The organism is Paenibacillus sp. FSL R7-0313, from assembly GCF_037969885.1.
Taxonomy (GTDB): Bacteria; Bacillota; Bacilli; order Paenibacillales; family Paenibacillaceae; genus Paenibacillus.
The window spans coordinates 2,801,229-2,812,801 of sequence record NZ_CP150219.1; the positions used below are offsets into that span (position 1 = coordinate 2,801,229).

The window sequence follows — 11,573 nt, forward strand, 5'->3', positions numbered from 1 at the left end:
GGGAGAAACGACGCGATGTTTAAAAAGCTTTTTGGTGTATTGCAAAGAGTAGGTAAAGCTCTCATGCTGCCTGTAGCCATTCTACCTGCGGCAGGTTTGCTGCTCGGAATTGGTAACATGCTGGTTAATCCAGATTTCTTGCAATATGTAACGGCGCTCGACACCCCTTGGGTGAACTCGATCGCAACAATTATGATGAACGCAGGTCAGATCGTATTCGATAATCTGGCATTGCTGTTCGCCGTCGGTGTAGCCGTCGGATTGGCCGGTGGCGAAGGGGTTGCAGGTCTCGCAGCGATCATCGGTTATCTGGTCATGAACGTCACACTGGGTAGCGCAGTAGGGGTTACTCCGGCCATGATCGGTGAAGTACCGGGTTATGCCAGCATCTTGGGTATCCCAACATTAAGTACAGGCGTGTTCGGAGGTATAATCATAGGTATTGCCGCCGCGCTATGTTACAATCGGTTTTTCAAAATCGAACTGCCGTCTTACCTCGGTTTCTTTGCAGGTAAACGATTTGTACCGATTATCACATCGGTAGTATCCCTTGTAATCGGGTTGCTTCTTGTGATTATCTGGCCTCCGATTCAAAATGGACTGAATTCCATATCTCACTTCATGGTAGATACAAGTCCGACCTTGTCGGCGTTCATCTTTGGAGTTGTGGAACGTTCATTAATTCCGTTCGGTTTGCATCACATTTTCTACTCCCCATTCTGGTTTGAGTTTGGTGAGTATGTGAATAAAGCCGGAGATGTTATTCGTGGGGATCAGAAGATTTTCTTCAGCCAGTTACGTGATGGCGTTGCTCTCACAGCAGGAACATTCCAAGTTGGTAAATTCCCGTTCATGATGTTTGGTTTGCCAGCGGCCGCACTTGCGATGTACCATGAAGCAAGACCGGAACACAAAAAATATGTTGCAGGTATCATGGGTTCAGCTGCGCTGACCTCGTTCCTGACAGGTATAACAGAACCACTTGAATTCTCGTTCCTGTTTGTAGCACCAATCCTGTTTGCAGTACACTGTATCTTTGCAGGTTTGTCTTTCATGACCATGCAAATTCTGGGTGTCAAGATCGGTATGACCTTCTCCGGTGGGTTCATTGACTTCCTGATCTTCGGGATTATTCCGAACCGTACACCTTGGTGGGACGTGATTATTGTCGGATTGATTCTTGCGGTGATCTATTACTTCGGTTTCCGGCTTATCATTCGCAAATTCAATCTCAAAACACCTGGACGAGAGGATGCAACGCCTGAAACCGAATCTGGCGGAGGCTCTGGTTCAACGGATGACCTGCCCCATAACATTCTCGAAGCCTTTGGTGGCAAAGAGAATATCAAACATCTGGACGCTTGTATTACTCGTTTGCGGATTGAAGTTAATGAGAAATCCAATGTGAAAAAAGATCGTTTGAAACAATTGGGTGCATCTGGTGTACTTGAAGTGGGTAATAATGTTCAAGCCATCTTCGGAACACGTTCCGACACGATCAAATCTCAGATGCAGGATATTATTGCAGGACGAACACCAGCACCAACGCCAGCAGCTGCCAAACCAACTCCAGAAGAGGAGAAGGCACAAGGTGAGCAAGGCGAGCGCATCGTTGCTGAGGATATCGTTATGCCAGTCAATGGTGAATTGCTGGACATTACAAACGTACCTGATCCGGTCTTTGCTGAGAAAATGACAGGTGATGGGTTCGCAATTTTGCCACATGATGGTACGATAACTTCTCCTGTGTATGGTAAAGTGTTTAATGTATTTCCAAGCAAACATGCCGTGGGCATCATGTCCGATGGTGGCAAGGAAGTGCTTGTTCATATAGGTGTTAATACGGTGAAGCTGAAAGGTCAAGGCTTTAACGTACTGGTACAGGAAGGTGATCTGGTATCGGCAGGTCAGCCGATTATGGAAGTGGATCTGGAGTATGTCAAAGCAAACGCTCCTTCGATCATTTCACCAGTTATTTTCACTAACCTGCCAGAGGGCTCCACAGTAACTCTGAAGAAGAGTGGAGTGCTGAAAGTTGGCGAACAGCCAATCATTGAGATAAAATAAGAAGTGTTACGACGATGGCAAGCAAGTGTAAATATATGCAATGCCTAAACCAAACTACTGAAAGTGAGATGATTGTAATGCAACAAACATTCAGAATTACAGACGAAGATGGTATCCACGCACGTCCGGCGACAGCCCTGGTTAATACAGCAAACAAATTCAAAGGTGCAGAATCCTTTGCAGAAGCTAACGGTAAAAAAGTAACTTTGAAATCCATTCTGGGTGTTCTTTCCCTCGGATTGGAACAAGGCGACACCATCAGCATCATCGTTGAAGGCGAAGGCGAAGCTGAAGCTCTTCAAGCTTTGACTGACGTTATGGTTAACGAAGGGTTGGGCGAAATTAATGCTTAATGTCTCCGGGATCGCGGCTTCGGCGGGTATTGCTATCGCCAAGGCGTTTATCTTGGAGCATCCTGATTACTCTGTAGAAAAACGCCAAATTAACGACGTTGACGCAGAGATCGCAAAACTCGACTCAGCTCTGGGTAAATCCCAGGCTGAGCTTGAGGCGATCAAAGAGCGTACTTTACAAGAGCTTGGCGAGAAAAAAGCAGAGATTTTTGCTTCGCATTTGCTCATTTTGAATGACCCGGAACTGATTGATCCGGTTAAAGCTAGAATTGCAGATGACATGATCAATGCAGAATTTGCTTTGAACGAAACGGCATCACAATTTATCTCCATGTTTGAGAACATGAAGAGTGCTTACCTGCAGGAACGTGCTGCAGATATGCGTGACGTTACCAAACGTGTGCTAAATCACTTGCTTGGTATCGACTTCATGAGTCCAGCTGAGATCAATGAAGAAGTGATTGTGCTTGCGGAGGATCTAACACCTTCCGACACGGCTCAATTGAACCGCCAATTTGTTAAAGGTTTTGCAACTAACATTGGTGGACGTACTTCTCACTCGGCGATCATGGCGCGCTCTCTTGAAATTCCAGCTGTTGTTGGAACCAAGGACATCTTGGCTCAAGCGAAACAAGGCGATATGATTATTGTTGACGGTTTGGATGGTCACGTACTGGTTAACCCTACTGATGAAGTTATTGCTGAATACCGTGCCAAACAGGAACAGTATGATGCACAACGTGCAGAGTGGAGAAAACTTCGTGACGAGCCAACGGTAACGGTGGACAACGTTCATGTTGAACTTGCAGCCAACATTGGTACACCAAATGATGTAACGGGTGTTCTGGAGAATGGCGGCGAGGCTGTAGGCCTGTACCGTACCGAGTTCCTGTACATGGGCAGAGACAAGCTTCCTTCTGAAGACATTCAGTATAATGCTTACAAAGCGGTACTGGAAAAAATGGAAGGCAAACCTGTCGTTGTTCGTACACTCGACATCGGTGGAGACAAAGAGCTTCCATACCTGGATCTGCCAAAAGAAATGAATCCATTCCTCGGCTTCCGCGCAGTTCGTCTGTGTCTGGACCGTCTGGATATCTTCCGTACACAATTGCGTGCATTGCTGCGTGCAAGCGTACATGGAAACCTGCGTGTCATGTTCCCAATGATCGCAACACTTGGTGAATTCCGTGAAGCAAAAGCTGTCTTGCTCGAAGAGAAAGAGAAGCTGGTTGCTGAAGGTATTGCTGTTTCTGACAGCATTCAACTTGGAATCATGGTCGAAATTCCTTCGACTGCAGTTCTGGCGGATCAGTTTGCCAAAGAAGTGGATTTCTTCAGTATCGGAACGAACGATCTGATTCAATACACAATGGCTGCTGACCGTATGAACGAACGAGTGGCTTATCTGTACCAGCCTTACAACCCAGCCATTTTGCGTTTGGTTAAAATGGTTATCGATGCAGCGCATCGTGAAGGCAAATGGGTTGGCATGTGTGGTGAGATGGCAGGAGACGAAACAGCAATTCCATTGTTGCTTGGTCTTGGATTGGATGAGTTCAGCATGAGCGCAACATCCATTCTGCCAGCTCGTAGTCAGATCACCAAACTTTCCCGTGCTGATATGCAGGAACTGGCTGCTAAAGCTCTGGATATGCAAACGGCTGAACAAGTCGTTGAATTGGTTCAAAGCATTAAAGCGTAATTTTGCCGGGGTTTCCTCCGGATTTGAGGTTTTTCTTTTTCCGATAATGAGCTGCATTGATGCAGCGATTTTGCCGGTATCCGCGATTCATTGTGGATATCGGCTTTTTTTGTTATAAACAGGACATGTGATTCGGACACTGGTATACATCGGAGCATAACTTGCCTGCGTTTGAGACACGCTCTAGCAGGAGGATGGTGAGCTGTAAGAGTGGCATAAGTAGACCGGGAAGGCAACATAAAAAGCTCTTGCTGATTGGAACCTCAGCAAGAGCTTTCGTATTAACAATGATTTAATTAACTGCAAGCGCAGTTCAGTACAGGTTTGCGGGCTGCGGTAGTCTCATCAAGACGAGTGACCGGTGTACCATAAGGTGCGTTCAGTACCAACTCAGGTGTCTCTTCCGCTTCTTTGGCAATCCGTATCATCGTATCGATGAACCCATCCAGCGTTTCTTTGCTTTCGGTTTCTGTCGGTTCGATCATGATGCATTCCTCCACGTTGAGCGGGAAGTACACTGTAGGCGGGTGATATCCAAAATCAAGCAATCGTTTGGCAACATCCAGTGTACGCACACCATATTGTTTCAATCCCCGACCAGACATAACGAATTCATGTTTGCATACACCTGGATATGGAATCTCGTAGTAAGGTGCGAGACGGGCCATCATATAGTTGGCATTCAGTACCGCACATTCAGAGACACGGCGCAAACCTTCCGGTCCATAGGTACGAATGTAGGCATACGCGCGTACCAGAATACCGAAGTTGCCGTAGTATGCTTTCACCCGGCCAATGGATTGATCGCCTTCACGGTCCAGTGAATATACACCATCATCATTCTTGATCACCATCGGTTTAGGCAGGAACGGGATCAAACGGCTCTTCACACCGACTGGTCCGGCGCCAGGTCCACCACCGCCATGAGGCGTGCTCATCGTTTTGTGCAAGTTCAGATGCACCACGTCAAAGCCCATATCACCTGGCCGGGTAATGCCCATAATGGCATTGGAGTTCGCTCCATCGTAATAAAGCAAGCCACCAGCCTGATGTACGATGGATGCAATCTCCTGAATATCTTTCTCGAACAAACCAAGTGTATTCGGGTTTGTCAGCATCAAGGCTGCCGTATCGGAACCGACGGCTGCACGGAGTGCGTCCAGATCGACCAGTCCGTCTGCGCGGGATGGAATCGTCACAGTTTCAAATCCTGCAACGGTTGCGCTTGCCGGGTTGGTCCCGTGAGATGAATCGGGCACGATGACTTTGGTACGTTGTTCGCCACGACCTTCGTGGTAGGCACGAATCATCATGAGTCCAGTCCATTCTCCATGGGCACCAGCGGCTGGTTGCAAGGTCACAGCGTCCATGCCTGTCAGACCTGCAAGGTCGTTTTGCAACGTATATAACAATTCAAGTGCACCTTGAATGCTGGATTCATGCTGGTACGGATGGATTTTGGCAAAACCGTTATAACGTGCAACATCCTCATTAATCTTTGGATTGTATTTCATCGTACAAGAGCCCAGTGGATAGAATCCGTTATCTACGCCGAAGTTCCGGCGGGACAACGCAGTATAGTGTCGAATAACATCTACCTCGAACACTTCCGGCAGTGCTGCTGCTTCCGAACGGAGCATTTCCCGGGGAATCAACGTATCGGCAGCCTGACGAGGAACATCACATTCTGGCAAGGAATAAGCGACACGTCCAGGGCTGCTGAGTTCAAAAATCAATGATTGTTCCGGAGCAGGAGATAAGGTCTGTGCACTGAATGTTGTATCTGTCTCAGATTGAGGCAAAGTGGAGAAAGAGGTACCTGTTACCGATTGTCCTTGTACCGATGTTGTCGTTGTCGTCGTCGTTTCCTGAGTCACAGTGATCCCTCCAATGCTCGTGCGAATTCGTCAATCTCTTCCTTAGTGCGCCGTTCCGTAACAGCAATCAGCATATGTCCGGCAAGCTCCGGATAATCACGTCCGAGTTCGTAGCCACCAATAAAGCCTGCATCCAGCAGTTTCAACTGAAGAGCATCCACGTCTGTTCCTTCAGGAAGTTTAATCACAAACTCATTAAATGTTGGTGCATTAAAAGTAAGGCCAACTCCAGGAATTGCAGTTAATGTATTCAGGGTGTAATGACTCTTTTGCAAATTCAGATCCGCGACATCGATCATGCCCTGTTTACCCATGATGGACATGTACACAGATGCGCTGAGTGCAAGCAAAGCTTGGTTGGAACAGATGTTGGAGGTCGCCTTTTCGCGGCGGATATGCTGCTCACGTGCTTGCAGTGTGAGTACAAATCCACGTTTGCCATTGCGATCGGTTGTCTGGCCTACAATTCGGCCAGGAATTCGGCGCATATGAGGCTGGGATACGGCGAAATATCCGCATGTCGGGCCGCCGAGTGAAGCGGCGATACCGAGGGGCTGCGCATCGCCAACAACGATGTCGGCACCCAGCTTGCCTGGGGCTTCCAGCAGACCCAGCGATAGCGGGTTAGCACTTACAACGAGCAGGCCTTTGTGCGCATGCACGAGGTCAGCCGCTTGTTTTACATTTTCCACAGCACCAAAGAAGTTTGGACTCTGGATCATGACAGCAGCGGTATCGTCCGATATGGCAGCTTGCAGGGCATCCCAATCAGTGACGCCATCCTTATAACCAATCTCGACAATTTCGAGGCTCAATCCATGCGCATACGCCTGCAATACCTGACGGGCTTCCGGATGAACGGTACGGGATACGATAAGCTGTTTGCGACGCGTTGCTGCTGCGGCCAGATTACCTGCTTCTGCAAAGGCAGTTGCGCCGTCATACATGCTGGCATTGGCTACAGCCATACCTGTTAATTCACAGATGTAGGATTGAAATTCGAAAATGGCCTGTAGTTCACCTTGGCTGATCTCAGGCTGATAAGGTGTGTAGGCAGTGTAGAACTCGGAACGGGAAATGACATGATTGATGACGGAAGGAACATGATGATCATATATGCCTGCGCCGAGGAAGCTAGAGTGTGTTTCGAAATTGGCGTTGGCACCAGCTTGTTTGGACATGTGACGTGTCAGCGCATATTCATCGAGTTTGGAGGATACGGGCAGCTCTCCCTGATAACGAATCTCTTTTGGAATGTCCTGAAACAGATCCTCCAGCGTATCCACACCGATGGTTGCGAGCATGGCGCTCTGATCTTGCTCAGTCATGGGAATGTAACGGTGCTTGCTCATGCTTGATCAGCTCCTTGAGTAGGTGTCTTTGACGTACGTGTCCGTTTATGAAAAGGGGTCTTCACGACCTCGGCTTTTAGTTTCTTGCCGCGGATCTCAATCTCAAGCGGGGTTCCCAGCGCAGCGTATTTACTGTCGATGAGAGCAAGCCCCAGATTACGCTTCAATGTAGGTGATTGTGTGCCTGTAGTAACTTCGCCAATCTGTACGCCTTCGGCGTAAATCGGATAATGAGGGCGGGGAATACCGCGCTCCAGCACTTCGATGCCGACCAATTTGCGGGCAGGCCCGTCATTTTTTTGCTGTAACAAGGCTTCGTGTCCGATAAAAGGTCCCGCATTCAGCTTCACAAACATGCCTACGCCAGCTTCGAGCGGAGAGATGGTTGCCGACAATTCCTGTCCATACAGGGGGAGCCTTGCTTCAAAGCGCAGTGTATCCCGGGCACCAAGTCCGGTTGGTACGAGTCCGTGACCTTCACCGGCTTGCATTAATCCATTCCACACCGCAGCGGCTTGGTCCGCAGGTACATATAGTTCAAAGCCGTCCTCACCGGTATAACCGGTACGGGACAACAGTAATTTAACGCCGCATACCTCTGCCTGCTGTACAAAACGGAAAGGCTCAATCGAGGATACATCCGTATCTGTAACTTTCCCGATAATGTCTACAGCCAGTGGTCCTTGCAAGGCGAGCAGCGCCGTCTGCTCCGAATCGTTGGTCATGCTCACGCCAGGGATCAAGTGCTCTTGCAGCCATGCCCAATCCTTGTCGATATTGGAGGCGTTAACGACGAGCATATAATGCTGATCTTCCAGCTTATACACGAGCAGATCATCCACCACACCGCCATCTGGGTAACACATCAGGGTGTACTGGGCTTGACCCGGAACGAGCGTGGTCACATCATTGGTCATCATTTGTTGCAAAAAAACTTCAGCCTGCTCACCCTGTACTGTGAATTCGCCCATATGGGATACATCAAACAGTCCAGCACGCTCACGCACCGCTTCATGTTCTTTCTGGATTCCGCTAAATTGTACCGGAAGCTCCCAGCCTCCAAAATCAATGCACCGTACGCCTTCGTATTGCTGATACAGTGGGAAGAGTGGTGTTCTAAGCAAATCGGACATCAAATCACCTCGTCATGGGCCGTCAACCGGCCGGATATACAATCGTGGATCAATGAACCAGGGTATTTTTACATTTTTCCGCTAGATATTTTCATCACATAAGTATGGTAAGGCAGCTATGGCAGCGCCGATCTGAATCCTGTTTTTCGTTTTTTGGGAAAAAGGAAAAGGACAGGCCAAAGAATCGGCATGCCAAGTAGCACGCTGTATTCTAAGGCTCTGTCCCTTGTACCTGAGAGTTACCCCGCTGCCTTGTGCAGCAGGTTTCCCCTTGGGTGATCATAACGCCCGCTCAGGGCGAATAGATGCTCTCCAGAGTTGCGTCCCGTAAAAGTCCTTTTGCCTGAGAGATTCACCCCCGCTTATCGGTGGTTTACTCCTTCGGCGTTACCTCATGTACATCCCGAATCGGGTGTCACGGGTAATCTCTCCCTTTACATTCATCCGCGGGTATAACATAGTCCAATAAACACATTTACTCCTCTCATTAAAACGTGAATCCACTGCCGATGTCAAGAACGATGTCATAGATCATAACTAAAAACCGAATATTTAATTTATCTTAAATGTTATTGTTCGTGTATTTAAAAAGACTGCGCTTACTATTCTAATATTCACCAGTATATGAAGAAAGAGTGTAATCGGGTTACAGGATTTAGAGGTGATCAATAAATAAATTGTGAGGTATCTTGACATTTGAATCAAAAATATCATACGCTATGTTCTGGGAAAAAGGTTAAGGTCAAAGAACGCATGCACTCATTTAATGAAAAGCGAGGCGGATATCGATGAGCGAATTGAAAAGTGATTTCCTGTACAGTGAAGAGCACGAATGGGTGCAAACCGTAGGGGAGGATACTGTACGTATTGGCATTACCGAGTTCGCGCAGCATCAGCTGGGTGACATTGTGTTTGTGGAATTGCCTGACCTTGAAACCAATGTAAAAGCAGAGGACAGCATTGGAACGATCGAATCGGTCAAAACGGTTTCGGACTTGTTTTCTCCCGTCACTGGTTCAATTATTGCAGTGAATGATTCGTTGCAGGACTCCCCTGAACTTGTCAACAGCTCTCCATACGAGGAAGGCTGGATGATTGAAATCCGTGTTGAGGGAGATCTGACAGCAGCATTGTCTACATTGATGAATGCAGACGCGTATCGTAAACATACGGAAGAATAGTATCAACGAACTTGTACTTATTAACATACATTTTATAAACAAAATGAGATGTGCTTCATATTGTTTCGACCTGTGTGAGCCTGAGGCTTGCACAGGTTTTTTGTGCTTTCCGAGAATGGTTTCCAATGCGGATTGAAGCAGATTGTGGATGTGAATCGCCTGATTAGACCAAGCTATAGGTTAGAAATTGATTTTGGAAATGATAAAAGTCATAGGCAAGAAAAGCCTTGTGTACCAATGGGTTCAGCCATTATGCATCAATTAAAACGATTACATAACCTAATGTTGTCATCATTGTTCATGACGAAAGTACGCTTTCATTTCATTGAACAGGAGAGCATTCTCGCTTAGGATTACAGCAGGGGAGAAATGATACCCCTTTCATAAATCATAATGACTTGATCCAAGGAGGATAATACAATGAGTAATTTGGACCAATCGTCCAATTCCAAAGGTGGGCTACGGGTAGGTGTTCAGCGTTTTGGCCGATTCCTGAGTGGTATGGTCATGCCGAATATGGGAGCGTTTATTGCCTGGGGATTAATTACGGCTCTGTTCATTCCAACAGGCTGGTTCCCTAACGAGACGCTTGCGCAGCTAGTCGATCCGATGATCAAATATTTGCTGCCACTGTTAATTGGTTACACCGGGGGTACGATGGTGCATGGTCAGCGTGGTGGTGTCGTGGGTGCCATTATGACCATCGGGGTCATCGTGGGTAGTGATATCCCGATGTTCCTAGGTGCCATGATTGCCGGACCACTGGCAGCATGGATCATCAAAAAGTTTGATAAATCGATCGAAGGTAAAGTTAGAGCTGGATTTGAAATGCTGGTTAACAACTTTTCAGCCGGTATTATTGGCGGGATCTTGGGGATTTTTGCGCTACTGGGCATCGGGCCTGCTGTAGAAGCAATTAGCAAAGTATTATCTGCCGGGGTACAAGGCTTAATGAATCTTGGTTTGCTGCCGCTGGTCAACCTAATCATTGAACCAGGTAAAGTATTGTTCCTGAACAATGCAATCAACCACGGGATTCTGACACCAATTGCAACAGATCAAGCGAGAGAGTTAGGGCAATCCGTATTATACATGCTTGAATCGAACCCGGGTCCGGGACTTGGTATCTTGCTTGCTTACTGTTTCTTCGGACGCGGAATGGCCAAATCTTCTGCACCAGGTGCCGTTATCATTCATTTCTTCGGGGGAATTCATGAGATCTACTTCCCTTACATTTTGATGAGACCGATTCTGATTCTTGCCGCAATTGCGGGTGGCGTCGCAGGTACATTAACATTTATGCTCACCGGAGCAGGACTTGTTTCAGCACCATCACCGGGTAGTATTATCGCGTATTTCCTCTTAACACCGAAAGGTGGATACCTGCCAATGCTTGCAGGGGTGCTTGTAGCAGCCGTCGTTTCCTTCCTGGTAGCAGCAGTGTTGCTGAAAACGGGTAAACAAAAGGACGAAGATCTGGAGTCCGCATCCAGTCGGATGAAAGACATGAAGAGTCAAGGAACCGTGCCAAACGCTGGCATTACGGCTAATCATCGTGAAGCAGACAGAGCCGCAGATATGGCTTCTTCTACAGTCAAAACAGACGTGAAGAAAATTGTCTTCTCCTGTGATGCAGGCATGGGGTCGAGTGCCATGGGTGCTTCCATTCTGCGCAAGAAGATGAAGGCAGAGGGGATTGACGTTACGGTGACCAATACGGCTATCAGTGATATCCCGCCGGATGCAGATGTGGTCATCACACAACAAATATTAACCGATCGTGCCCGCTCCGTTGCGCCGAACGCAGAACATATATCCATCGACAACTTCCTAAAAAGCCCGGAATACGATGCGCTCGTTGAACGTCTAAAGTAATTGCACGCATTCGTTTTCCCTGAGCCGGAG

The 11,573-nt window shown here is 47.7% G+C and carries 8 protein-coding genes and 1 riboswitch; of the genes, 5 read left to right on the forward strand and 3 right to left on the reverse strand.

Features of this window, described 5'->3' with window-relative positions; all coding sequences use genetic code 11:
* The first annotated feature begins 15 nt into the window (after positions 1-15).
* From ptsG to ptsP, 3 genes are all read left to right on the forward strand, one after another.
* The gene (gene ptsG, locus NSQ38_RS12300) at positions 16-2,067 is read left to right on the forward strand and encodes a glucose-specific PTS transporter subunit IIBC (RefSeq protein WP_249911907.1); all 2,052 of its coding nucleotides are present in this window, start codon (positions 16-18) and stop codon (positions 2,065-2,067) included.
* A 77-nt stretch (positions 2,068-2,144) separates the two neighbouring features.
* On the forward strand, positions 2,145-2,420 hold the full coding sequence (locus NSQ38_RS12305) for an HPr family phosphocarrier protein (RefSeq protein WP_036617010.1): 276 nt from the start codon (positions 2,145-2,147) through the stop codon (positions 2,418-2,420).
* A complete protein-coding gene (ptsP, locus tag NSQ38_RS12310; RefSeq protein WP_036617013.1) occupies positions 2,413-4,125 on the forward strand; it encodes a phosphoenolpyruvate--protein phosphotransferase in 1,713 nt (570 codons plus the stop codon). Before NSQ38_RS12305 ends, ptsP begins: the two co-directional genes overlap by 8 nt.
* 296 nt (positions 4,126-4,421) lie before the next feature.
* Here the strand turns inward: ptsP and gcvPB are convergent, their stop codons facing one another.
* The 3 genes from gcvPB to gcvT all read right to left on the reverse strand — a co-directional run bounded on the left by gcvPB (position 4,422) and on the right by gcvT (position 8,487).
* Entirely contained in the window at positions 4,422-5,927 is a 1,506-nt protein-coding gene (gene gcvPB / locus NSQ38_RS12315; protein ID WP_339790501.1) for an aminomethyl-transferring glycine dehydrogenase subunit GcvPB, read from the reverse strand.
* A gap of 71 nt (positions 5,928-5,998) precedes the next feature.
* Positions 5,999-7,354, reverse strand: a complete 1,356-nt coding sequence (gene gcvPA / locus NSQ38_RS12320) for an aminomethyl-transferring glycine dehydrogenase subunit GcvPA (RefSeq protein ID WP_339789477.1) — start codon at positions 7,352-7,354, stop codon at positions 5,999-6,001.
* Positions 7,351-8,487 carry a glycine cleavage system aminomethyltransferase GcvT gene (gene gcvT, locus NSQ38_RS12325; protein ID WP_339789479.1) on the reverse strand — a complete coding sequence of 379 codons (1,137 nt, stop codon included), beginning with the start codon at positions 8,485-8,487 and terminating at the stop codon, positions 7,351-7,353. The genes gcvPA and gcvT overlap by 4 nt, the downstream gene beginning before the upstream one ends.
* A gap of 321 nt (positions 8,488-8,808) precedes the next feature.
* A riboswitch (glycine riboswitch) is annotated at positions 8,809-8,931 on the reverse strand.
* A 344-nt stretch (positions 8,932-9,275) separates the two neighbouring features.
* On the opposite strand from gcvT, the gene gcvH reads away from it, so the two are divergent.
* Both gcvH and NSQ38_RS12335 read left to right on the forward strand, forming a co-directional pair.
* The gene (gcvH, locus tag NSQ38_RS12330; protein WP_047844042.1) at positions 9,276-9,668 is read left to right on the forward strand and encodes a glycine cleavage system protein GcvH; all 393 of its coding nucleotides are present in this window, start codon (positions 9,276-9,278) and stop codon (positions 9,666-9,668) included.
* A 420-nt stretch (positions 9,669-10,088) separates the two neighbouring features.
* Positions 10,089-11,543: a PTS mannitol transporter subunit IICB gene (locus tag NSQ38_RS12335; protein ID WP_339789481.1), complete on the forward strand. Its 1,455-nt coding sequence runs from the start codon at positions 10,089-10,091 to the stop codon at positions 11,541-11,543.
* Positions 11,544-11,573: the final 30 nt, after the last annotated feature.

Excerpts from the sequence above, each read along its gene's own strand:
- ptsG (WP_249911907.1), top strand. The coding sequence starts at position 16 with ATGTTTAAAAAGCTTTTTGGTGTATTGCAAAGAGTAGGTAAAGCTCTC.
- NSQ38_RS12335 (WP_339789481.1), top strand. The coding sequence starts at position 10,089 with ATGAGTAATTTGGACCAATCGTCCAATTCCAAAGGTGGGCTACGGGTA.
- gcvT (WP_339789479.1), bottom strand. The coding sequence starts at position 8,487 with ATGTCCGATTTGCTTAGAACACCACTCTTCCCACTGTATCAGCAATAC.
- ptsP (WP_036617013.1), top strand. The coding sequence starts at position 2,413 with ATGCTTAATGTCTCCGGGATCGCGGCTTCGGCGGGTATTGCTATCGCC.
- NSQ38_RS12305 (WP_036617010.1), top strand. The coding sequence starts at position 2,145 with ATGCAACAAACATTCAGAATTACAGACGAAGATGGTATCCACGCACGT.
- gcvH (WP_047844042.1), top strand. The coding sequence starts at position 9,276 with ATGAGCGAATTGAAAAGTGATTTCCTGTACAGTGAAGAGCACGAATGG.
- gcvPA (WP_339789477.1), bottom strand. The coding sequence starts at position 7,354 with ATGAGCAAGCACCGTTACATTCCCATGACTGAGCAAGATCAGAGCGCC.